The 22946-nt window shown below is 74.3% G+C and carries 15 protein-coding genes and 1 pseudogene; 7 read left to right on the plus strand and 9 right to left on the minus strand.

Translation table 11 applies throughout. The features are described from left to right. Positions 1-20 precede the first annotated feature (20 nt). From nirD to OG764_RS24325, 3 genes are read right to left on the minus strand one after another with little or no spacing between them, the layout of a single operon-like run. Entirely contained in the window at positions 21-359 is a 339-nt protein-coding gene (nirD, locus tag OG764_RS24315; RefSeq protein WP_328970543.1) for a nitrite reductase small subunit NirD, read from the minus strand. Continuing rightward, on the minus strand, positions 356-2914 hold the full coding sequence (gene nirB, locus OG764_RS24320) for a nitrite reductase large subunit NirB (RefSeq protein WP_328970544.1): 2559 nt from the start codon (positions 2912-2914) through the stop codon (positions 356-358). Before nirB ends, nirD begins: the two co-directional genes overlap by 4 nt. Before the next feature lies 1 nt (position 2915). Next, entirely contained in the window at positions 2916-4256 is a 1341-nt protein-coding gene (locus tag OG764_RS24325) for an NAD(P)/FAD-dependent oxidoreductase (protein ID WP_328970545.1), read from the minus strand. Between the two features lie 239 nt (positions 4257-4495). Between OG764_RS24325 and OG764_RS24330 the strand changes: the two genes are divergently transcribed. Then, the gene (locus tag OG764_RS24330) at positions 4496-5281 is read left to right on the plus strand and encodes a sulfite exporter TauE/SafE family protein (RefSeq protein WP_328970546.1); all 786 of its coding nucleotides are present in this window, start codon (positions 4496-4498) and stop codon (positions 5279-5281) included. Positions 5282-5447: 166 nt separating this feature from the next. Here the strand turns inward: OG764_RS24330 and OG764_RS24335 are convergent, their stop codons facing one another. Both OG764_RS24335 and OG764_RS24340 read right to left on the minus strand, forming a co-directional pair. Beyond that, the gene (locus tag OG764_RS24335; protein ID WP_328970547.1) at positions 5448-6107 is read right to left on the minus strand and encodes a class F sortase; all 660 of its coding nucleotides are present in this window, start codon (positions 6105-6107) and stop codon (positions 5448-5450) included. Positions 6108-6261: 154 nt separating this feature from the next. Further along, the gene (locus tag OG764_RS24340; protein WP_328970548.1) at positions 6262-6771 is read right to left on the minus strand and encodes a hypothetical protein; all 510 of its coding nucleotides are present in this window, start codon (positions 6769-6771) and stop codon (positions 6262-6264) included. 508 nt (positions 6772-7279) lie between these two features. On the opposite strand from OG764_RS24340, the gene OG764_RS24345 reads away from it, so the two are divergent. Then, positions 7280-7735, plus strand: a complete 456-nt coding sequence (locus tag OG764_RS24345) for a gamma-glutamylcyclotransferase family protein (protein ID WP_328970549.1) — start codon at positions 7280-7282, stop codon at positions 7733-7735. A 387-nt stretch (positions 7736-8122) separates the two neighbouring features. Here OG764_RS24345 and OG764_RS24350 read toward each other — a convergent pair whose 3' ends face one another. Both OG764_RS24350 and OG764_RS24355 read right to left on the minus strand, forming a co-directional pair. Continuing rightward, entirely contained in the window at positions 8123-10228 is a 2106-nt protein-coding gene (locus OG764_RS24350) for a molybdopterin oxidoreductase family protein (protein ID WP_328970550.1), read from the minus strand. 781 nt (positions 10229-11009) lie between these two features. Beyond that, complete coding sequence (locus tag OG764_RS24355; protein WP_328973145.1) at positions 11010-11633, minus strand: SanA/YdcF family protein; 624 nt, start codon at positions 11631-11633, stop codon at positions 11010-11012. 635 nt (positions 11634-12268) lie between these two features. On the opposite strand from OG764_RS24355, the gene OG764_RS24360 reads away from it, so the two are divergent. The 5 genes and pseudogenes from OG764_RS24360 to OG764_RS24380 all read left to right on the plus strand — a co-directional run. Further along, on the plus strand, positions 12269-13081 hold the full coding sequence (locus OG764_RS24360) for a sirohydrochlorin chelatase (protein ID WP_328970551.1): 813 nt from the start codon (positions 12269-12271) through the stop codon (positions 13079-13081). 142 nt (positions 13082-13223) lie between these two features. After that, positions 13224-14522: a deoxyguanosinetriphosphate triphosphohydrolase gene (locus OG764_RS24365; protein ID WP_328970552.1), complete on the plus strand. Its 1299-nt coding sequence runs from the start codon at positions 13224-13226 to the stop codon at positions 14520-14522. 94 nt (positions 14523-14616) lie between these two features. Continuing rightward, a complete protein-coding gene (locus OG764_RS24370; protein ID WP_328970553.1) occupies positions 14617-15894 on the plus strand; it encodes an NAD(P)/FAD-dependent oxidoreductase in 1278 nt (425 codons plus the stop codon). Positions 15895-15928: 34 nt separating this feature from the next. Continuing rightward, entirely contained in the window at positions 15929-17836 is a 1908-nt protein-coding gene (gene dnaG / locus OG764_RS24375; protein ID WP_328970554.1) for a DNA primase, read from the plus strand. A 233-nt stretch (positions 17837-18069) separates the two neighbouring features. Next, a pseudogene (locus tag OG764_RS24380) lies at positions 18070-19170 on the plus strand (RNA polymerase sigma factor); the annotation flags it as partial. An 85-nt stretch (positions 19171-19255) separates the two neighbouring features. Here the strand turns inward: OG764_RS24380 and OG764_RS24385 are convergent. Both OG764_RS24385 and OG764_RS24390 read right to left on the minus strand, forming a co-directional pair. Next, positions 19256-21178 (minus strand): ABC transporter ATP-binding protein, encoded by a 1923-nt coding sequence (locus tag OG764_RS24385; RefSeq protein ID WP_328970556.1) that lies wholly within the window; start codon positions 21176-21178, stop codon positions 19256-19258. Continuing rightward, positions 21175-22908: an ABC transporter ATP-binding protein gene (locus OG764_RS24390; RefSeq protein ID WP_328970557.1), complete on the minus strand. Its 1734-nt coding sequence runs from the start codon at positions 22906-22908 to the stop codon at positions 21175-21177. Before OG764_RS24390 ends, OG764_RS24385 begins: the two co-directional genes overlap by 4 nt. Positions 22909-22946 lie beyond the last annotated feature (38 nt).

The following is a 22946-nucleotide window of genomic DNA, read 5'->3' on the forward strand; positions in this document are numbered from 1 at the left end:
ACGCGGGGCCGTACGGCCGCTCAGACGGCGGAGGTCGGCGCGGTCCGCACCCGGTAGGTGCGGACCGCCACCCCGTCGTCGTCCAGGCAGCGCCCCGACTCCAGGTCGAAGCGCTGCTTGAGCAGCGGGGAGGCCACGAACGGCCGGCCCGCGGCGGAGCCGAGCAGCCCGCGGGAGAGCACCTGGGCGCCGGTGAAGGGGTCCTGGTTGCCGATGGCGTACGGGCGGCCGCCGCGGTCCACGAAGACCGCGGCCTGGCTGCCGTCGGGCAGCAGCGCCGCCACGCCCCGGCCGGGGGTCACCGCCGCCAGCTCGCAGACCGTCAGCCACATGTCGTCCAGGCAGAGTTCGATCGTCATCGGACGGAGCTTCCTTCCAGGGGGCGGGCCGCCGCCGGGCGGATGTCCAGCAGGGCGAGGTCGGGCTTGACCTGGTCGCGCTCGGGCACGAACTTCACCGACGGGTCGGGGGCACCGGGCGCGTTGACGAAAGAGACGAATCTGCGCAGCCGGTCCGGATCGTCCAGAGTCTCGGCCCATTCGTCGCGGTAATGCGCGACGTGATCGGACATCATCGACTCCAATTCGTCGCACAGTCCGAGCGAATCGTGCACGATCACGTCCCGCAGATGACCGAGTCCGCCTTCGAGGCGTTCCAGCCATGTGGAGGTGCGCTCCAGGCGGTCCGCGTTTCGTATGTAGAACATCAGGAATCGGTCGATGAGACGGACGAGTTCCGTGTCGGACAGGTCCTGCGCGAGCAGGTCGGCATGGCGCGGGGTGGCCCCGCCGTTGCCTCCGACGTACAGATTCCAGCCATTCGCCGTGGCGATCACCCCGAAGTCCTTGCTCTGTGCCTCCGCGCACTCGCGGGCGCAGCCGGACACCGCGGACTTGAGCTTGTGCGGGGCGCGCAGACCGCGGTAGCGCAGCTCCAGGTCGATCGCCATCCGCACGCTGTCCTGGACCCCGTACCGGCACCAGGTCTGCCCCACGCACGACTTCACCGTCCGCAGCGCCTTGCCGTACGCGTGCCCCGACTCGAAGCCGGCGTCGACCAGCCGGGCCCAGATCCGGGGGAGCTGGTCCACCCGGGCGCCGAAGAGGTCGATCCGCTGGCCGCCGGTGATCTTCGTGTAGAGGCCGAAGTCGCGGGCCACCTCGCCGATCACGATCAGTTTCTCGGGGGTGATCTCGCCGCCGGGGATCCGCGGCACCACCGAGTACGAGCCGTTGCGCTGCATGTTGGCGAGGAAGTGGTCGTTGGTGTCCTGGAGGGCGGCCTGCTCGCCGGCCAGGACGTAGCCCGCCGCACCGATGGTCGGCGCGAGGGAGGCGATGATCGAGCCCACTGCCGGCTTGCAGACCTCGCAGCCGTCGCCGCCGCGCGCCTCCGGGCGGCCGTGGCTGTCCAGCAGCGCGGCGAAGGAGGTCTGGCGCAGCGTGCGCACGATCTCGTACAGCTCGGCGCGGGAGTGCGGGAAGCAGCCGCACAGCCCCCGGTCGCCGGCGGGCGGCAGCAGCTGGCCGATCACCTTCACGCAGGAGCCGCAGCCGGTGCCCGCCTTGGTGCACTTCTTGACCTCGGGAAGGGTGGCGCAGTCGGTGATGGCCTTCTTGGTGACGTTGTGGCAGGAGCAGATGACCGCGTCGTCGGGCAGCGAGGCCGGGCCGAGGGCCGCGGGGCCGCCGATCCCGGCGGGCAGCACCAGCTGCTCGGGGGCGGCGGGCGGCACCGAGCCGGTGAGCGGGCGCAGCAGTCCGTACGCGTCGGCGTCGCCGACCAGGACCCCGCCGAGCAGGGTGCCGTCCGCGCCGATGACGAGCTTCTTGTAGACCCCGGAGCGGGAGTCGGAGTACACGACGTCGAGGCAGCCCTCGGCGACGCCGTGCGCGTCGCCGAAGGAGGCCACGTCCACGCCGAGCAGCTTGAGCTTGGTCGACAGGTCGGCGCCGTTGAAGGTGCGCTCCTCGCGGCCGCCGGCCAGGTCGTCGGCCGCGGTCTGGGCCATCTCGTAGCCGGGTGCGACCAGCCCGTACACCCGGCCGTCGGCGGCGAGCGCGCACTCGCCGATGGCGTACACGCGCGGGTCGGAGGTGCGGCAGCGCTCGTCGACGACGATGCCGCCGCGCTCGCCGACCGCGAGCCCGGCGTCGCGGGCGAGGCCGTCGCGGGGACGGACGCCGGCGGAGAAGACGACCAGCTCGGTGTCGACGGTGCTGCCGTCGGACAGCTTCATGCCGCTGACCGAGCCGTCGGGGCCGGTGACGACCTCCTGGGTGCCGACCCCGGTGTGCACGGTCAGGCCCATGGACTCGATGGTCCGCAGCAGCGCCGCGCCGCCGCCCTCGTCGACCTGCACGGGCATCAGGCGGGGCGCGAACTCGACGATGCGGGTGCCCAGGCCCAGGCCCTGGAGGGCGCCGGCGGCCTCGAGGCCGAGCAGTCCGCCGCCGACCACCGCGCCCTGCGTACGGCCCTGCGCGTACGCCTCGATGGCGAGCAGGTCCTCGATGGTGCGGTAGACGAAGCAGCCGGGGGCGTCCTTGCCGGGGACCGGCGGTACGAACGGGTACGAGCCGGTGGCCAGCACCAGCGTGTCGTAGCGGACGACCAGCCCGGAGCGGGCGGTGACGGTACGGGCCGCCCGGTCGATCGCCTCGGCGGGGTCGCCGAGGTGCAGCTCGATGCCGTGCTCGGCCATGAAGCCGGCGGGCGTGAGGGAGAGGTCCTCGGCGCTGCTGCCGCCGAAGTACGAGGTGAGGTGCACGCGGTCGTAGGCCGGGCGGGGCTCCTCGCACAGCACGACGATCCGGTGGGTCCGGCCGGTCACGCCGCGTTCGGTGAGCGCTTCCAGGTAGCGCTGACCGACCATGCCGTGCCCGATGAGCACGATCGTTTCGGGGTTGGTCATGTCAGGAGCCTCCGTCGTCGGTGAGCAGGTGGAGCAGCGGACTCCGGGGGGAATCCGGAAGCGGTTCGTCGCCCTCCCAGGCGCGGGCGAGGGCGCCCACGGCGGAGAGTTCGCCCAGCAGCACGCCGCCGACCAGGCGGTCGCCGCGGACGACGACCTTGCGGTAGGTGCTGCGGGTGGCGTCGGCGAGGCGGAGCACGTCGTCGCCGGGGAGCGGGGTGGTCTCGCCGAAGGCGGCCAGGTCCAGCGGGCGGTCGCCGGCGACGAGGGTGAGGCGGGTGAGGGCGCGGGTGCCGGTGTAGCGGCGGGGGGTGGCGGTGGCGGTGGCGGTGGCGGTGTGCGCGCCGGCGCCGGTCCCGTCGGTCGTGCCACTGCCCGTGCCCGCGCCCGTTCCGGATCCGGCACCGGGTGCCGTGAGTACGGCGGCCAGTGCGTCGGCCTGTTCGAGGGCCGGACCGGCCAGCCCGTACACCCGGCCGTCGTGTTCGGCGCAGTCGCCGATGGCGTGGATGCGCGGGTCGCTGGTGCGCAGCTCGTCGTCGACGACCACGCCCTTGCGGACGGTGAGCCCGGCGGCCTGCGCCAGGCCGGTGCGCGGGCGGACCCCGCAGGCCAGGACGACCAGTTCGGCGTCGAGGCGCAGGCCGTTGGAGAGCTCCACGCCGGTGACCCTGCGGTCCGGGCCGGGCGTGGTCAGCAGCCCGCGGACCCGGCACTCGGTGTGCACCTCCACGCCGAGCGCGGCCACGTGGTCCATGAGCAGCGCGGACGCGTCCTCGTCGAGCTGGCGCTCCATCAGCCGGTCGCCCTGCTGGGCGAGGACCACCCCGCCGCCGTCCCGGCCGGTGCGCTCGGCGAGGGCGCGGGCCGCGGAGACCCCGAGCAGGCCGCCGCCGATGACCACGGCGCGCAGGCCCGGCCGGAGCGCGGCGGACAGGGCGAGGCAGTCGGCCATGGTGCGGAAGGGGTGCACCCCGTCGGGCAGGTCGCGGCCCCCCGGTTCGAACAGGCCGCGCAGCGGCGGCAGCACCGGGTTGGAGCCGGTCGCGAGCACCAGCGTGTCGTAGGGCTCCGCGGTGCCGTCGTCGCACTGCACGGTGCGCTCGGCCCGGTCGACGCGCACCGCCCGGACCCCGCGGCGCAGCACTGCGCCGGGGTCCGGGAGGGCCGCGACCTCGGGGCCGTAGCGGCCCGCGAGGACCTCGGCGAGCAGCACCCGGTTGTACGGGGCGTGCGGCTCCTCGCCGAGCACGGTCACGGAGGCGGCGGGGCCGAGGCGCTGGGCGAGCCGGAGCCCGGCCAGTCCGCCGCCGATCACCACCACACGCTGTTGCGAGGTCATACCGGTGAGCGTGCGGCGCGGCTGTTTCCCGCGGGCACCCCTTCTGTTTCCCGTACGGAACGCTGCCCTCACCCGGCGGGCCGGCGGCTGTGAGCGGCGCCCGGGCCGGCGGCACGGGCGGCTGCCGGCACCGGGTGCCACCGGACGCCGTGGTGCGTCACCGCCCCGGAACCTCAAGCCCGGCGCAAGTTTTCCGGGATCGATGGACTCTGCACCTAACCGCTTCGTAGGGTCGCCGGGTGCCTGAGATATCGCTGACCGTGCTGATCGTCCTGTGCCTCGCCGCCGCGGCCGCGGGCTGGGTGGACGCGGTGGTCGGGGGCGGCGGGCTGATCCTGCTGCCCGCGCTGCTGCTCGGACTGCCGTCCGGCACCGGCCCGCTGTACGCGCTCGGCACCAACAAGGCCGTGGCGGTGGTCGGCACCACGGGCGCGGCCGTCACCTACGCCCGCAAGGCGCCCGTCGACGTGAAGAACGCGGTCCGCATCGGGCTGGCCGCACTCGCCGGCTCGGTGGCCGGCGCGACCTGTGCCGGGCTGCTCTCCAAGGACGCCCTGCGCCCGCTGATCATGTGCGTGCTGCTGCTCGTCGCCGGGTTCGTGATCTTCAAACCGGCCTTCGGGACCGCTCCCGCGGCCGGTCCCGCCGGGCCCCGCCGGATCCTCGCCGCGGTCCTGCTCGCCGGGGTCGGCATCGGCTTCTACGACGGCATGATCGGGCCCGGCACCGGCACCTTCCTGGTGCTCACCCTGACCGCCGTGCTCCACCTCGACCTGGTGACCGCCTCCGGCACCGCCAAGATCGTCAACGTCTGCACCAACGTCGGCGCGCTCGCGATGTTCGCGTACCAGGGATACGTGCTGTGGCAGCTCGCCGCGCTGATGGCGCTGTTCAACCTGGCCGGCGCGATGGCCGGGGCCCGCACCGCCCTGAAGAAGGGCAGCGGCTTCGTCCGCTGGGTGCTGCTCTCCGTGGTCTGCGCGCTCGTGGTCAAGCTGGGGCTGGAGCAGTGGGCGGCGGCGTAGGGGCGGGCGGGGCCGCGTCCGGCGGGGATGGCGGCCGTGTCCGGCGGGGGTTCGGCCGCGTCCGATGGGGATTCGGCCGTGTCCGGCGGGCGGGCGGGGGCGGGGCAGGCTTCGCCCGGCGGGTTCGGGCCGCCGGGCAGCGCTCTGGCTCTCGGCGGGGGCGCGCTCAGTAGGTGCCGGTCAGGTGGGCGAAGACCACGACGTTCCCGCGGTAGCCGGTTCGCGGCGAGAAGCCGCCGCCACAGGTGATCACCCGTAGCTCGGCGCGCGCCGCCGGACCGTACACCTTGCGGTCCGGGAAGCCCTTCGCGCCGTACACCTCGACCGCGTCCACGGTGAACACGGCGGTACGGCCGTCCCCGCGCGTCACCTCGATCGCCGCGCCCCGGCGCAGCGCGCCCAGCTCGTAGAAGACCGCCCGGCCGCCGGCGTGGTCCACGTGCCCGGCCACGACCGCGGTGCCGGTGGCGCCCGGGGCGGTGCCGCCGCGGTACCAGCCGGCGAGCTCCCGCCGCTCCGGCGGCGGCACCTCCAGCCGCCCGTCGGGCCGCAGTCCCAGGCCCGTGAGCGGGGCGTCCACCCGGATGGCCGGGATCCGGATCCGGGTCGGCGGTGAGTCGGGCAGCGGTGCGGGGTCGCGGCCGCCGGTCCCCGGCCGGGCCGATCCGGGCCCGGGTTCGGGGGCGGCGGCGAAGGACTGCGCGGCAGGGGGCTGCGGGGGCTCCTCGCGGCCGCTCCCGAGCCCGTAGCCGATCAGCCAGACGCCGGTGCAGGCGGCGAGCGCGACGAGCCCGCAGTGGCGGGCGGTGCGGTTCTCGCCGGTCATGGGACGGCCCCCTTGCGGTGCGGGGTGCGGGGTGCGGGGTGCGGACGTGTGAGGCGGGAGGGGCGGGAAGTGGGGGGCGTCGCCCGCGCCCGCGAGCGGGGGGACCTCGCGGGGCGGGCGACGGGGGACGGTACCTGCGGACCGGGGGAGTCCGTCAGGCCTGTGCGCCGCTCGCCCGGCGCCGCAGGATCCAGGTACCGCCGACGGCGGCCGCGGCCAGGACGGCCACTCCCGCCGCGATCGTGACGGGGTCGGCGGAGTCCTTCGTTCCGCCGCCCACGCCGGTCTGTACGAGCCCGTGCGGGCCGCGTTCGGTGACGATCAGGTCGCCGGTGGCGAACTTGCCGTTGGCGCAGGTGACTCCGATGCCGTACGTGCCCGGGTCGGTGTCGTGGCCGACCCGGAACTGCCCGACCACCACCTCCTTGTGCGTCCCCGGCGAGAGCCGGAACCGCCCGCCGCCCACCGTGCTCGCGTCCCCGTCGGCCGTGCCGTGCGGGCCGCAGGCCGTGGTGTTCACGGTGACCGTGGCGCCGGGCGCGACCGACCGCGGGTACACCTCCAGCGGCGCGAAGTCCCCCGCCGCCGCGAAGGCGGCCGCCGGACCGAGCACGGCCGCGCTCAGCAGGGTGCCGGTCAGCAGGGATGTGGTGCGGCGGCGCATGATCGCTCCTCCGGACGGCGCGGGTTCGGGTTCGGACGGCAGGGGGTTCGGGGCCGGCTTGCACCGGGCTGGGCTTGCACCGGGCTGGGCTTGCACGGGGATCGGGTGGCAGGGGTTCGGGTGGATCGCGCGGGCAGGGCCGGGCCCGGGTGAGGCGGACCACGGCGGTCCGCCCGGGTCCGGGAGGGGCGGACCACGGCGGTCCGCCCGGGCCCGGCCGGGTCCGTGTCTCCGAGATAAGACCCCGCGCCGCCGCCGCGCCTTCTGACCCTGCCTCAGATCCGGCCGTGTACGGCCCCGCCCGGGCCGGAAGGCGGGCGTCCGGGCAGGTCAGGGGCGGGGTCGGGGAATCCCGCGGCATCCGGGGGCGAGCCCCCCGTCCGGGTGACCACGGCCGCCGGGAGGCGGCCGGGCCGCGGCGCATACGATGCGGCGGCACACGTGGGAGCGAGGGCGTGCGGCCGCGGCCGGGTCCTCCTCCCTGTCCGCCATCCGAGGGAGGCACCCCGTGACACCGGTCGACCGGCCGTCCACCCCGAGCGCCGGGCCCGAGCTGCCGTTCTTCGTCTACGGGACGCTGCGCCCGGGCGAGGTCAACCACGACCTGTTCCTGCGCGGGCGCACCGCCGCCGAGGTCCCGGCCCGGCTGCCGGACGCGGTGCTGTACGACGGGCCCGGCTACCCGTACGCGGTGCAGCGGGCCGGGGGAGAGGTCGTCGGGGAGCTGGTCACGCCGGCCCCCGGGCGGCATCCGGAGCTGCTCGCCGAGCTGGACCGGCTGGAGGAGTACTACGGGCCGGGGCTGGTGCGGAACCTCTACGAGCGGGTCGTGCGGCGGGTCCTTCTCGCGGACGGCGGCGCGGTCGAGGCGTGGGTGTATCTGGCCGCCCCGTCGCTGGCCCGCCGCCTCACCACCACCGCCACCCCCATCCCCACCGGCAACTGGCTCCACCCCCGCCCTTGACCCCCGCGTCCGCGGCCACGCCCGGGCGACAACCCCCAGCCTCCCCGGCGCCCGAGGGGCAGCCCCCTGCCTCGGCGGCACCATCCAGCCTCGCCGGCGTTTGAGGCGCGGGTCCGGGCGGAGCCCGGTGCCCGGCGCCGGCCGGGTTGCTTGGGGCTCCGCCCCAAACCCCGCGCCTCAAACGCCGGCGAGGCTGGGAATTGCCCGTCAGGGCACCGGGGAGGCTGGGGGTTGCGCCGTAGGGCACCGGCGAGGCTGGGGGTTGCGCCGTAGGGCACCGGGGAGGCTGGGAATTGCCCGTCAGGGCACCGGCGCGAGGCTGGGGGTTGCGCCCCAGGGCACCGGCAAGGCTGGGGGTGGCCCCGAGGGCCGGTCGCAGGGTGGGGGTCAGGCCGGGTGGATCCGGACGGCGCAGACTTTGAATTCCGGCATGCGTGACACGGGGTCGAGGGCCGGATTCGTGAGGGAGTTGGCCCGCCCCTCACCCGGCCAGTGAAACGGCATGAACACCGTGTCTGCCCGAATCGCATCGGTGATCCGGGCCGGCGCCACGGCCCGCCCCCGCCGCGACACCACCACCAGCGGCTCGCCCTCCACCGCGCCGACCCGTTCCGCGAGCCGCGGGTGCAGCTCCACGTACGGGCCGGGCGCCGCCGCGTTCAGCTCGTCGACCCGGCGGGTCTGCGCCCCGGACTGGTACTGGGCCACCACCCGGCCGGTGGTCAGCAGCAGCGGGTACTCCGCGTCCGGCACCTCCGCCGCGTCCCGGTGCGCCACCGCCACGAAGCGGGCCCGCCCGTCCTCGGTGGCGAACCGGTCCAGGAACAGCCGGGGCGTGCCCGCCGCCCCCTCCGGGCACGGCCAGAACACCCCGTCCTCCGCGGCGATCCGCGCGTAGTCGATCCCGGAGTAGTCCGCCGGGCCGCCCCGGGACGCCCTGCGCAGCTCCTCGAAGACCTCTTCGGGGTCGGTGGGGAAGCCCTTGCCGTGGCCGAGCCGGGCCGCCAGCCCGTGCAGCACCTCCAGGTCGCTGCGCACCCCGGGCGGCGCGGTCAGCGCCCGCCGGCGCAGCAGCACCCGCCCCTCCAGGTTGGTCGTCGTCCCGGTCTCCTCCGCCCACTGGGTGACCGGCAGCACCACGTCCGCCAGCGCCGCCGTCTCCGACAGGACGACGTCCGCCACCGCGAGGAAGTCCAGCGACCGCAGCCGCTCCTCGATGTGCGAGGCCCGCGGGGCCGACACCACCGGGTTGGAGCCCATCAGCAGGAGCGCCCGTACGTCCCCGCCCAGCGCGTCCAGCAGCTCGTACGCGCTGCGGCCGGGGCCCGGGAGGGAATCGGGGTCCACCCCCCACACGGCGGCCACGTGGGCCCGCGCCGCCGGGTCGGTGAGCTTGCGGTAGCCGGGCAGTTGGTCGGCCTTCTGGCCGTGTTCGCGGCCGCCCTGCCCGTTGCCCTGCCCGGTGAGGCAGCCGTACCCGGACAGCGGGCGGCCGGCCCGGCCGGTGGCCAGGCACAGGTTGATCCAGGCGCTCACGGTGTCGGTGCCCTTGGACTGCTGCTCGGGCCCGCGGGCGGTGAGCACCATTGCGGACTCGGGCGCGCAGAACATCCGTACGGCCTCGCGCAGCTTCGGCACCGGCACGCCCGTGAGCCGCTCGACCAGCTCCGGCCAGTGGGCCATCGCGGCGGCCCGGGCCTCGTCCCAGCCGGTGGTGCGGCCGGCGATGAACTCCTCGTCGGTGCGGCCCTCGGCCACCACCAGGTGCAGCAGGCCGAGCGCCAGCGCGAGGTCGGTGCCGGGGCGCGGGGCGAGGTGCAGGTCGGCCTGTTCGGCCGTGCGGGTGCGGCGCGGGTCGACGACGATCAGGGTGCCGCCGTTCTCCTTCAGCTCGGTGAGGTAGCGCAGCGCGGGCGGCATGGTCTCGGCGAGGTTGGAGCCGACCAGGATCACGCAGCCGGTGCGGGGGATGTCCTCCAGCGGGAAGGGCAGGCCGCGGTCGAGCCCGAACGCGCGCTGGTGGCCGGCGGCCGCCGAGGACATGCAGAACCGGCCGTTGTAGTCGATCTGCGAGGTGCCGAGCGCTACCCGCGCGAACTTCCCGAGGGCGTAGGCCTTCTCGTTGGTCAGACCGCCGCCGCCGAAGACGCCGACCGCGTCCGGGCCGTACGCGCGGCCCGTGCGGGCGAGGCCGTCGGCGACGGCGTCGAGGGCCTCCTCCCAAGTGGCCGGTTCGAGCGCGCCCGTGGCGTGGGAGCGGATCAGGGGCTCGGTCAGGCGCACCCGGGAGGAGAGCAGGGCCGGCGCGGTGCGGCCCTTGCCGCACAGTGCGCCCCGGTTGACGGGGAAGTCGGGTCGCTCCACCACCGTGACGGCGCCGCCGGGTGCCGGGCGCAGGGACATCGCGCACTGGAGTGCGCAGTACGGGCAGTGGGTCGCGGTGTCGGACGCGGGACCCTGTGCCGGGGCGGTGGGGGTGTGCGGGGTGGCCATGCGGCCAGCGTGCGTCGCCGGTGTTACGTGGACCGCCCCGTTTCGGTTACACCCCCGGTACACCCACCTCAGCCCCCCACCCCCACACCGGTGAGCCCCCCAGCCGACCGCGGCACCCCCCTCAGCCTCGTCGGTGCCCGAGGTGCCACCCCCCTGCCGCGGCGGCAACTCCCGGCCTCGCCGGCCGACCGCGGCGCACCCTCAGCTTCGCGGACGCCCTGCGGCCACCACCCGGCCTCGCCGGCTGCCCTGGGCGCAATCCCCGTCTGCGCCGACGCTCGTGAGGCAACCTCCAGCCTCGCCGGCGTTTGAGGCGCGGGTCCGGGCGGAGCCCGGCAACCCCGCGCACCCTCAGCCCCTCCGGCGCTTGAGGAGCGGGTCCGGGCGGAGCCCGGCAACCCGCGCACCTTCAGCCCCTCCGGCGCTTGAGGAGCGGGTCCGGGCGCAGCCCGGCAACCCGCGCACCTTCAGCCCCTCCGGCGCTTGAGGAGCAGGTCCGGGCGGAGCCCGGCTAACCCCGCGCACCCTCAGCCCCTCCGGCGCTTGAGGAGCGGGTCCGGGCGGAGCCCGGTACCCGGCGGAGCCGGGTTGCAGTCTTGGAGCTCCGCCCCAAACCCCGCGCCTCAAACGCCGGCGAGGCTGGAATTGCCGCACGCAGAGCGTCGGCGAGGCTGGAATTGCCGCACGCAGCGCGTCGGTGGGGCTCGAGGTCGCACGCGAGCGCGTCGGTGGGGCCGGGGGTTGCGCCGCGGGCGCTACGCGTCGGCCGGTTCGGGCCCCGTCACGGCCGCGGGCCGGCCGCCCGGTCCAGCGCGCGGGCGACGCCTTCCTCCCGCGGTCCGAGGAAGTGCGGATCCGGCTTCACGACCGCGTCCAGCGCCGCCTTGCCCGCGGCGAACACCTCGCGCGCGCCGCCGTAGTACCAGGTCGCGTCGAGCGGCTCCGACACCCCGACGCCGTACGACTCGACCCCCGCGGCCTGGCACAGCGCCACCGCCCGCCGGATGTGGAAGCCCTGGCTGATCAGCACCGCCCGGTCCACGCCGAAGATCTTCTTGGCCCGGACGCACGAGTCCCAGCTGTCGAAGCCCGCGTGGTCGCTGACGACCCGGTCGGCCGGGACCCCGTGCGCGGTGAGGTACGTACGCATCGCGTCCGGCTCGTCGTACTCGGTACGGCTGTTGTCGCCGGTCACCAGCACCACCTTCACCCGCCCGGCCCGGTACAGCTCGGCCGCCGCGTCCAGCCGGTGCGCGAGGTACGGGGTCGGGCGCCCGCGCCACAGCCCCGCGCCGAACACCACCGCCACGTCGGAGACCGGCGCGTCGGCCGTGGTCCGCAGCCGGTCCCCGGCGACGGCGTGCGTCCAGGCCGAGGGCAGCAGCGCGAGGACGCACACGGCCATCACGGCCTGGACCAGCCGGCGCCGGCGACGGAACCGGCGACCCACGGTCGCAGCCGCGTGCTGCTCCGGCCCGTGCTGCTCCGGCCCGTGCCGCTCGGGTGCGGGCTGTTGCTCGGTCCCGGGCTGCTCGGGTGCGGGCATGGCGGTTCCCCCTCCGTCAAACGATCTCCCTGTCAGGGACGCGGCAGCGGCGGGACCGGTTTCCCCACGTGACGTTCCCCACCAGCGCCGGCCTCCGCCTCCGCCTCCGCCGGACGCGCGCCTCCGCCTCCGCCGGACGCGCGCCTCCGCCTCCGCCGGACACGCGCCTCCGCCTCCGCCGGACGCGCGCCTCCGCCTCCGCCGGACACGCGCCGCCCCCGCCGTCCCCCACGCCCACCCCCCCGCCCGCCTCCGCCGCTGACACCCCCGCCGCAGCCACCGTGAGCGGACGGTAAACACCTGTCACCCCCACGCAACGGGACGGCAACCTCGGCCCGTCAGGATCGGCTCATGACGGAGCCGGCGCGCCCTTCCGAGTCCCTGTCCCTCCCCTTCGGCAGTGCGGCCGAGTTGCTCGGCCGCATCACCCTCCAGCTGGGGACCCAGCTCAGCGGCCTGCGCCCGCCCAGGCCCCGGCGGAACGGAGCCCCCGCATGCCCACCCTCGTCGCCGTCGCCCACGGCAGCCGGGACCCCCGCGCCCTCCAGACCGTGACCGCCCTGCTCGAACGGATCCGGGAACTGCGCCCCGCGCTGACCGTCAGGCTCGGCCACATCGAGCTGAACGAGCCGCTCCTCGACGACACCCTCGCCACCCTCGGCGTACGCGGTGCCCCGGACGCGCCGCGAACGCCGACGGCCCCGGCAACCCTGACCCCGCCCGCCGCCGCAGCCGCCACCGCCCCGGACGCCGTGCTCGTGCCGGTCCTGCTCGGCCGCGGCCACCACGTCGCCCACGACCTGCCCCGCGCCGCCGCCGACGCCGCCGCGACCACCGGCCTGCGCGCCGCGGTCGCCGCCCCGCTCGGCCCGCACCCCCTCCTCGTCGAGGCCCTCTGCGACCGCCTCCTCGAAACCGGCTGGGCCCCCGGCGACGGCGCCGCGGTGGTGCTCGCGGCCGCCGGCTCCCGCGACCCGCACTCCGCCGCCGACGCCCGCAGCACCGCCCGCATGCTCTCCGAGCGGCTCGGCGGCATCCCCGTCCTGCCCGGCTACGCCTCCGCCGCCGCGCCCACCGTCCCCGAGGCCGTCCGCGCCCTCGCCGCCCGCGGCCGCCACCGGATCGCCGTCGCCTCGTACTTCACCGCGCCCGGCCGGTTCGCCGCCCAGTGCGCCGCCGCCGCACCCGGCCCCGCCGCCGCGCCCCTGGGCGACCACCCGGCCCTCGCCCGGCTCTTGCTCCACCGCTACGACGAGGCGCTGGCCCGCCCGTACGCCTCCGCCCGCCGCGAGCCGGTCCCCGCCTGACGCCGCCCACCTGGCGACCTGACCAGCCGCCCACCGGGCCCGCCCGCCAAGCCGACCGCCCGCCCGCCCGACCACCCGCCCGGCCCGCCCGGTCCGCACCGTCCGCACCCGGATTGTCGGCCCGTCCGGTTAACGTCAGTGCATGGAAGGCAGCACCGCACCCGAAGCGCCCTACGACCCCTCCGCCACCGAACGATGGGCCGCCGAGCCCGACAAACGACCAGGCCGCACCGCCTTCCAGCGCGACCGCGCCCGCGTACTGCACTCCGCCGCGCTGCGCCGCCTCGCCGGAAAGACCCAGGTCGTCACCCCCGGCACGCGCTCCTACGACTGGGACGCCAGCCCCCGCACCCGGCTGACCCACTCGCTCGAATGCGCCCAGGTCGGCCGCGAACTCGGCGCGGCCCTCGGCTGCGACCCCGACCTCGTCGAAGCCGCCTGCCTCTCCCACGACATGGGCCACCCGCCCTTCGGACACAACGGCGAGGAGGTGCTCAACGAGTTCGCCAAGGACTGCGGCGGCTTCGAGGGCAACGCCCAGTCGCTGCGCCTGCTCACCCGCCTCGAACCCAAGCGGTTCGTCACCGACCCGGACACCGGCGCCCTGACCAGCGTCGGCCTCAACCTCACCCGCGCCTGCCTCGACGCGGCCACCAAGTACCCCTGGGCGCGCGGCGACCACCCCACCGACCCGGACTCCGTGAAGTTCGGCGCGTACGAAGACGACCTGCCAGTCTTCGAGTGGCTGCGCCGCGGCGCGCCCGCCGACCGCAAGTGCTTCGAGGCGCAGGTCATGGACTGGGCCGACGACGTCGCGTACTCCGTGCACGACTTCGAGGACGGCCTGCACGCCGGGCACCTCGACCCCAACATGCTGTTCGCCGAGCCCGAGCGCACCGACATCTGGCGCGTCGCCATCGGGCGCTACGTACCGGCCGACACCGACCCGGAAGAGCTGCGCGAGGCCCTCGACCGGCTGATGGGCGAGGAGTGGTGGCCGCACGGATACGACGGCTCGGCCGTCGCGCAGGCCCGCCTCAAGGACGCCACCAGCCAGCTCATCGGCCGGTTCTGCCTGGCCGCCGAGGGCGCCACCCGCGAGGCCTTCGGCGCCGGCCGCCTCACCCGCTACGACGCCGAGCTCGTCGTCCCGCGCGCCGCGCGCAACGAGTGCGCCGTCCTCAAGGCCGTCGCCGACCTGTACGTCATGCAGCGCGAGGAACAGGGTCGGCTCCGCGCCGACCAGCGCATCGTCCTGGCCGAACTCGCCGAGGCCCTCCACGCCCGCGCCCCCGAGGGGCTCGACCCCCAGTTCCGCGCCCTCTTCGACGCGGCACCCGACGACAAGGCCCGCAAACGCGCGGTCATCGACCAGCTGGCCTCCCTCACCGACGCCTCCGCCCGCACCCTGCACGCCCGCCTCACGACGCGCCGAGGGTGAGCCGATCGGGCCACCGCCCTCTTCACGGGGCAGGCTCTGTGCGGGACGCTCGCATGTGGCCGCATGTGGCGAAGAGGTTATGAGGAGGCATCACGTGGTCGACGCACACCGGACGTTCGTCATCGTCGGCGGAGGGCTGGCCGGGGCCAAGGCAGCCGAAACCCTCAGGTCGGAGGGGTTCACCGGCCGCGTGATCATGATCTGCGACGAGCGCGACCATCCCTACGAACGGCCCCCGCTGTCCAAGGGGTTCCTCACCGGCAAGGAGGAGCGCGACTCCGTCTTCGTGCACGAACCCGCCTGGTACGCGCGCGCCGACGTCGAGCTGCACCTCGGCCAGCCCGCCGTCCACCTCGACCGCGAGGCCAAGACGGTCCGGCTCGGCGACGGCACCCTCGTCCACTACGACCGGCTGCTCCTGGCCACCGGCGCCGAACCGCGCCGCCTGGACATCCCCGGCACCGACCTGGCCGGCGTGCACCACCTGCGTCGCCTCGCCCACGCCGAGCGGCTGCGCCGGGTGCTCGCCGCCCTCGGCCGCGACAACGGCCACCTGGTGATCGCCGGGGCCGGCTGGATCGGCCTGGAGGTGGCCGCGGCCGCCCGCGGCTACGGCGCCGAGGTCACCGTCGTCGAACCCGAGCCCACCCCGCTGCACTCCGTGCTCGGCCCCGAACTCGGCCGCATCTTCGCCGACCTGCACGCCGAGCACGGCGTCCGCTTCCACTTCGGCGCCAGGCTCACCGAGATCACCGGCCAGGACGGCATGGTCCTCGCCGCCCGCAGCGACGACGGCGAGGAGCACCCCGCGCACGCCGTGCTCGCCGCGATCGGCGCCGCCCCGCGCACCGCGCTCGCCGAGACCGCCGGGCTGGCCCTCGTCGACCGGGCGCACGGCGGCGGCATCGCCGTGGACGCCTCGCTGCGCACCTCCGACCCCGACGTCTTCGCCGCCGGCGACGTGGCCGCCGCCCACCACCCGCTGCTCGGCACCCGGCTGCGCGTCGAGCACTGGGCCAACGCCCTCAACGGCGGCCCGGCCGCCGCCCGCGCCATGCTCGGCCACGACGTCTCCTACGACCGCGTCCCCTACTTCTTCTCCGACCAGTACGACGTGGGCCTGGAGTACTCCGGCTACGCCCCGCCCGGCAGCTACGACCAGGTGCTCATCCGCGGCGACGCGGCCAAGCGCGAGTTCATCGCGTTCTGGCTGTCCGAGGGCCGGGTGCTCGCCGGCATGAACGTGAACGTGTGGGACGTCACCGAGCACATCCAGGCCCTGATCAGGTCCGGAAGCCGCCCGGACCCCGACGCGCTCACCGACGCGACGGTGCCGTTGGAGACCCTGGCCGCCCCGGCCGCCGACCGCTGAGGGGTTTGCCCCGGCGCGGCCGTAGACTTCACGCGTGGCAGGCAGGATCAACGACGACGACGTGAAGGCGGTACGGGACGCGGTCCCGATCGACGCCGTGGTCTCGGAGTACCTCCAGCTCCGCAACGCCGGCGGCGGCAACCTCAAGGGCCTCTGCCCCTTCCACGACGAGAAGTCCCCGTCCTTCCAGGTCAGCCCCAGCAAGGGGCTCTACCACTGCTTCGGCTGCCAGGCGGGCGGGGACACCCTCGACTTCATCATGAAGATCGACCACCTCTCCTTCTCGGAGGCGGTCGAGCGGCTGGCCGGCACGGCCGGCATCACCCTGCGCTACGAGGAGGGCGGCTACACCGCCGGCACCAGCGGCCGCGGCGAACGCATCCGCCTGGTCGAGGCGCACAAGGCCGCCGCGCAGTTCTACATCGACCAGCTGGAGAGCCCCGAGGCGGAGATCGGCCGCAAGTTCCTCGCCGGCCGCGGCTTCGACCAGGCCGCGGCCGCGCACTTCGGCGTGGGCTACAGCCCGGCCGGCTGGGACCACCTCACCCGCTACCTGCGCGGCAAGGGATTCAGCGACAAGGAACTGATCACCTCCGGTCTCGCCCAGGACAGCCGCAGCGGCAAGCCGATCGACCGGTTCCGCGGCCGCCTCATGTGGCCGATCCGCGACATCACCGGCGAGGTCGTCGGCTTCGGCGCGCGCAAGCTCCGCGACGACGACAACGGCCCCAAGTACCTCAACACCCCCGAGACCGCGATCTACAAGAAGTCGCAGGTCCTCTACGGCATCGACCTCGCGAAGAAGGAGATCGCCCGCACCAGCCGGGCGGTCGTCGTCGAGGGCTACACCGACGTCATGGCCTGCCACCTGGCCGGCGTCACCACCGCCATCGCCACCTGCGGCACCTCCTTCGGCGGCGACCACATCAAGATCCTGCGGCGGCTCCTCATGGACAACGCCACCGCCGAGGTGATCTTCACCTTCGACGGCGACGCGGCCGGCCAGAAGGCCGCCCTGCGGGCCTTCGAGGACGACCAGAAGTTCGCCGCCGAGACCTCCATCGCGATCACCCCGGGCGGCATGGACCCCTGCGAGCTGCGCCTCGCCGAGGGCGACGCGGCGGTCGCCTCCCTGGTGGAATCCCGCACCCCGCTCTTCGAGTTCGCCCTGCGCCACATCGTGGCCCGGCACAACCTGGAGAACCCGGCGGGCCGGGCCGCCGCCCTCGACGAGGCCGCGCCGGTCGTCGCCCACATCAAGAACATCGCCATCCAGCACGAATCCGCCGTCCAGCTCGCGGGCATGCTCGGCGTCCGCGACGAGCAGTTCGTCGTCAAGCGGGTCGCCCAGCTCGCCCGCTGGGCCCGCGATCGCGGCGGCCGGGGCCCGCAGCAGCCCGCCCGCGGAGGCTCCGCGTACGAGAAGGCCGCGCCGGCACCGGCCCGCACGCCGGCGTCCGGGCCCGCCCTCAACCTGCGCAGCCCCGCCCACCGCACCGAGCGCGAGCTGCTCAAACTCGCCCTGCAGCGCCCCGAACTGGTCTCGCCCGCCTTCGACGCGTACGGCGTGGACGAGTTCACCGCGCCCCCGTACGCGACGGTCCGCCAGGCCGTCCAGGACGCGGGCGGCGCCGCCCAGGGCGGCGACGACTACCTCGCCCGGGTCCGCGCGGCCGCCCCCGACGACACCGTCCGCGCCCTGGTCACCGAGCTGGCCGTGGAGGCCATCCACGCCAAGAACGTGGACGAGGCCTACGCGGGCGTCCAGCTGGTCCAGGTCCGGCTGCGCGCCGTCGACCGCCGCGTCCACGACATCCAGGGCGCCATGGCCCGGATGGGCTCGAACGCCCCCGCCGACCAGCTGGCCGCCGTCCAGAACGAACTCTGGGTCCTCCAGCAGTACGGCCAGTCCCTCCGCAACAAGGGCGCCGCCGCCCTGTAGTCCCGCGCCCGCGCGGCCCCCCGTACGCCTCCCGCACCCCACCCGCCCCCGGCGCCTCCCGGGTGTCCCGCACACCTCCGAGCCGCCCCGGACGTACGTGCGAACCCGCATCGGAGCTCTGCCGGCGGGTAACCATCCGGTCACGCACCGGACTCAGAAAGTCCCCGCACGCCCCTCGTGGCGGTGATGTGTCGTACCCCACACTGAGTTGCGGTGCCTGAGTCCTCGGAGCCCTGGAGGTCGCCCCCGTGCAGACCCAGACCCTGACCGAAGCCGTGACCCCGTCGAGCCGGGCCGAACACCCCGAGGCCGACGCGCCCGAGGCGGACGTGTCCGAGGCCGAAGAGCCGGAGCCCGTGGAGGCGGGCGAGGCTGCACTCGACGAGGAGGCGCCCGCGGCCCGGAAGCGGACCGAGAGCGCCGGACCCACCTCCGACCTGTTCCGGCAGTACCTGCGGGAGATCGGGCGGATACCCCTGCTCACCGCCGCGGAGGAAGTGGAACTCGCCCGGCGGGTCGAGGCCGGACTCTTCGCCGAGGAGAAGCTGGGCAACGCGGCCGACCTGGACTCCCAGCTCGCCGTCGACCTCGACCGGCTCGTGGTGATGGGCCGGATGGCCAAGCGCCGCCTCATCGAGGCCAACCTGCGCCTGGTCGTCTCCGTCGCCAAACGGTACGTGGGCCGCGGCCTGACCATGCTCGACCTGGTCCAGGAGGGCAACCTCGGCCTCATACGCGCCGTCGAGAAGTTCGACTACGCGCGCGGCTACAAGTTCTCCACCTACGCGACCTGGTGGATCCGCCAGGCCATGTCCCGGGCCCTCGCCGACCAGGCCCGCACCATCCGGGTCCCCGTGCACGTCGTCGAGCTGATCAACCGGGTCGTGCGGGTCCAGCGCCGGATGCTCCAGGAACGCGGCTACGAGCCCACCGCCGAAGAAGTCGCCGGACACCTGGAACTGACGCCCGAACGGGTCCTGGAGGTGCTCCGGCTCGCCCAGGAGCCGGTCTCCCTGCACGCCCCCGTCGGCGAGGAGGACGACGTCGCGCTCGGCGACCTCATCGAGGACGGCGACGCCGCCTCCCCGGCCGAGTCCGCCGCGTTCTTCCTGCTCCGCGAACACCTGGAGGCCGTGCTCTCCACCCTCGGCGAGCGCGAACGCAAGGTCGTCCAGCTGCGCTACGGACTCGCCGACGGGCGGCCCCGCACCCTGGAGGAGATCGGCCGGATCTTCGGCGTGACCCGCGAACGGATCCGCCAGATCGAGTCCAAGACCCTCAACAAGCTCCGCGACCACGCCTTCGCCGACCAGCTCCGCGGCTACCTCGACTGACCCGGCACGCACGACGGGAGGGGACGGCGGCCGCGAAGCCCCCGTCCCCTCCCGTCCTGCGACCCCCGGCCCGCGCCGGCCGAGCTCAGTCCACCTCGGCGACCGCCTGCGCGAACTGCGCCGCGTACAGCCGCGCGTACGCGCCCTGCGCCGCCAGCAGCTCGCCGTGCGTGCCCTGCTCGACGATCGAGCCGTTCTCCATCACCAGGATCACGTCCGCGTCGCGGATCGTGGACAGCCGGTGCGCGATCACGAACGAGGTCCGCCCGTGCGCGAGGCGCGCCATCGCCTTCTGGATCAGCACCTCGGTACGGGTGTCGACCGAGCTCGTCGCCTCGTCGAGGACCAGGATCACCGGATCCGACAGGAACGCCCGCGCGATCGTGATCAGCTGCTTCTCGCCCGCGCTGACGCCCGCACCCTCGTCGTCCAGGACCGTGTCGTAGCCCTCCGGCAGGGTCCGGATGAACCGGTCGGCGTGCGCCGCGCGCGCCGCCTCCTCGATCTCGCCCCGGGTGACCTCCCGCGCCGCCCCGTACGCGATGTTCTCCGCGATGGTCCCGCCGAACAGCCAGGTGTCCTGGAGGACCATCCCGACGCCCGACCGCAGCTCCTCGCGGGTCATGCGCGCGACGTCCACCCCGTCCAGGCAGATCCGCCCGCCCGTCACCTCGTAGAACCGCATCAGCAGGTTCACCAGCGTGGTCTTGCCCGCGCCCGTCGGGCCGACGATCGCGACCGTCTGGCCGGGCTCCACCGACAGCGACAGGTCCTCGATCAGCGGCTTGTCCGGCTCGTAGCGGAACGCCACCCGGTCCAGGGTCACCTGCCCCTTGAGCTCCGCCGGCCGCTCCGGCAGCTCGGTGTCCGGCTCCTGCTCGGGTGCGTCCAGCAGCTCGTAGATCCGCTCGGCGGAGGCCACCCCGGACTGCACCAGGTTCGCCATCGACGCGACCTGCGTCAACGGCATCGAGAACTGGCGCGAGTACTGGATGAACGCCTGCACGTCACCGATCGACAGGGTGCCCGAGGCCACCCGCAGGCCGCCGACGACCGCCACCAGCACGTAGTTGATGTTCGACACGAGGAACATCACCGGCTGCATCAGACCGCTGACGAACTGCGCCCGGAACGAAGCCCGGTACAGCGCCTCGTTCGACTCGGCGAACGCGTCCGCGGACTCCTGCTGCCGGCCGAACACCTTCACCAGCGTGTGGCCCGAGTACATCTCCTCGATGTGTGCGTTCAGCACACCGGTGGTCTTCCACTGCGCCACGAACTGCGGCTGCGACTTCTTGCCGATCCGCGCCGCGATGAACACCGACACCGGCACCGTCACCAGCGCGACCAGCGCCAGCAGCGGCGAGATCCAGAACATCATCGCCAGCACGCCGACGATGGTCAGCAGCGAGTTCATCAGCTGCCCCAGCGTCTGCTGGAGGGTCTGCCCGATGTTGTCGATGTCGTTGGTCGCCCGGCTCAGCACCTCGCCGCGCTTCTGCTGGTCGAAGTACGACAGCGGCAGCCGCGACAGCTTCGCCTGCAGCTCCTCGCGCATCCGGTAGACCATGCCGTTCATCACGTGGTTCGACAGCCGCGTCGCCACCAGCATCAGCAGGCCCGCCAGCGTGAACACCAGCAGCGCCCACAGCGCCACCACGCCGACCGCATGGAAATCGATGCCCTCGCCCGGCGTGAAGTCGGTCCCCGACAGCATGTCCGCCATGCCGCCCTCGCCCTTGGCGCGCAGCCCGTCCAGGGCCTGCTCCTTGGTGAGCCCCGGCTCCATCTGACGGCCCACGATCCCCGCGAACACCAGGTCGGTTGCCTCGCCGAGGATCTTCGGGCCGGACACCGACATGGCGACGCTGCCGACCACGGCCGCGACCATGCCCCACAACTTCGCCTTGTCCTGCGCCAGCTGTTTCAGCAGCCGCTTGCCCGACCCCTTGAAGTCCATCGACTTCTGGGCCGGCCCCATCATCATCCGTCCACCGGGCCCGCTCATGCGGCCTCCGCCTCCGTCAGCTGGGAGAGCACGATCTCCCGGTAGGTCTCATTGCCCGCCATCAGCTCGTGATGCCGGCCGACGCCCACCACCTGGCCCTCGTCGAGGACCACGATCCGGTCGGCGTCGCGGATCGTCGACACGCGCTGCGCCACGATGACGACCGTCGCGTCCTGCGTCTCGCGGGCGAGCGCCGCCCGCAGGGCCGCGTCCGTCGCGTAGTCGAGGGCCGAGAACGAGTCGTCGAACAGGTAGATCTCCGGACGCTGCACCAGCGTCCGCGCGATCGCCAGACGCTGGCGCTGCCCGCCCGAGACGTTCGTGCCGCCCTGGGTGACGGGCGCGTCCAGACCGCCTTCGAGCGCCGACACGAACTCCTTGGCCTGGGCCACCTCCAGGGCCCGCCACAGCTCCTCGTCGGTCGCGTCGGGCCGCCCGTACCGCAGGTTCGTCGCGACCGTCCCGGAGAACAGGTACGGCTTCTGCGGGACCATGCCGACCGTCCGGGCCAGCAGCCCGGGCTCGATCCGCCGCACGTCCTCGCCGTCGACCAGCACCGCGCCGCCCGTCGCGTCGAACAGCCGCGGCACCAGCCCCAGCAGCGTGGACTTGCCGCTGCCCGTGGAGCCGATCACCGCGGTGGTCTCGCCCGGGCGGGCCACCAGGTCGATGCCCTTCAGCACCGGCGCCTCCGCGCCCGGGTAGCGGAAGTCCGCGCCCCGCAGCTCCAGCGCCCCGCGCTCGCCCAGCTCCCGTACCGGGTCGGTGGGCGGGACCACGCTGGAGTGGGTGTCCAGGACCTCCTGGATCCGCTCGGCACACACCTCGGCACGCGGCACCATCATGAACATGAACGTGGCCATCATCACGGACATGACGATCTGCATGAGGTAGGCGAGGAAGGCGGTCAGCGCGCCGATCTCCATGTCGCCGCTGTCGATGCGCATCGCGCCGAACCAGACCACGGCCACGCTGGACATGTTCACCACGACGATGACCGTCGGGAACATCAGGGCCATCAGCCGCCCGGCGGACAGCGAGACGGCCGTCAGCTCGGTGTTCGCGTCCCGGAAGCGGTCCTTCTCGTACTCGTCGCGGACGAACGCGCGGATCACCCGGTTGCCGGTGATCTGCTCGCGCAGCACCCGGTTCACGGTGTCCAGCCGCGTCTGCATCAGCCGGAACAGCGGGCGGGTGCGGATCACGATGCTGCCGACGGCGATGCCGAGCACCGGCACCACCGCGAGCAGCACGCCCGACAGCTTCACATCGAGCGACAGCGCCATCGCGATGCCGCCGATGCACATGATCGGCGCCGAGACCATCAGGGTGAACGCCATCAGCACCAGCATCTGGATCTGCTGGACGTCGTTGGTGGTACGGGTGATCAGCGACGGCGCCCCGAACTGGCCCAGCTCGCGCGCCGAGAAGCTCTGCACCCGGTCGAACACGGCGGCCCGCACGTCGCGGCCGAGCGCCGCGGCCGTGCGCGCGCCGAAGTAGACGGCGCCGATGTTGCACACCAGCTGGACCACGCTGACACCGAGCATCACGGCGCCCAGGCCCAGGATGTAGCCGGTGTCGCCCTTGACGACACCGTTGTCGATGATGTCGGCGTTCAGGGTCGGCAGGTAGAGGGTCGCGCTGGTCTGCAGGAGCTGGAGCAGGACCAGCAGGCTGATGGGTTTCCGGTACGGGCCCAGATGGGTCCGCAGAAGTCTGATGAGCACGCGTAGGCTCCGGTCGCAAGATCAGGGGGTTCCCCCCA

The organism is Streptomyces sp. NBC_00239 (assembly GCF_036194065.1).
Classification (GTDB): Bacteria; Actinomycetota; Actinomycetes; order Streptomycetales; family Streptomycetaceae; genus Streptomyces.

Coding starts and splice junctions, on each gene's coding strand:
- OG764_RS24325 (WP_328970545.1), bottom strand. CDS start 4,256: ATGACCTCGCAACAGCGTGTGGTGGTGATCGGCGGCGGACTGGCCGGG.
- OG764_RS24360 (WP_328970551.1), top strand. CDS start 12,269: ATGCCCACCCTCGTCGCCGTCGCCCACGGCAGCCGGGACCCCCGCGCC.
- OG764_RS24350 (WP_328970550.1), bottom strand. CDS start 10,228: ATGGCCACCCCGCACACCCCCACCGCCCCGGCACAGGGTCCCGCGTCC.
- OG764_RS24385 (WP_328970556.1), bottom strand. CDS start 21,178: ATGAGCGGGCCCGGTGGACGGATGATGATGGGGCCGGCCCAGAAGTCG.
- OG764_RS24365 (WP_328970552.1), top strand. CDS start 13,224: ATGGAAGGCAGCACCGCACCCGAAGCGCCCTACGACCCCTCCGCCACC.
- OG764_RS24355 (WP_328973145.1), bottom strand. CDS start 11,633: ATGGCCGTGTGCGTCCTCGCGCTGCTGCCCTCGGCCTGGACGCACGCC.
- OG764_RS24340 (WP_328970548.1), bottom strand. CDS start 6,771: ATGCGCCGCCGCACCACATCCCTGCTGACCGGCACCCTGCTGAGCGCG.
- OG764_RS24335 (WP_328970547.1), bottom strand. CDS start 6,107: ATGACCGGCGAGAACCGCACCGCCCGCCACTGCGGGCTCGTCGCGCTC.
- nirD (WP_328970543.1), bottom strand. CDS start 359: ATGACGATCGAACTCTGCCTGGACGACATGTGGCTGACGGTCTGCGAG.
- nirB (WP_328970544.1), bottom strand. CDS start 2,914: ATGACCAACCCCGAAACGATCGTGCTCATCGGGCACGGCATGGTCGGT.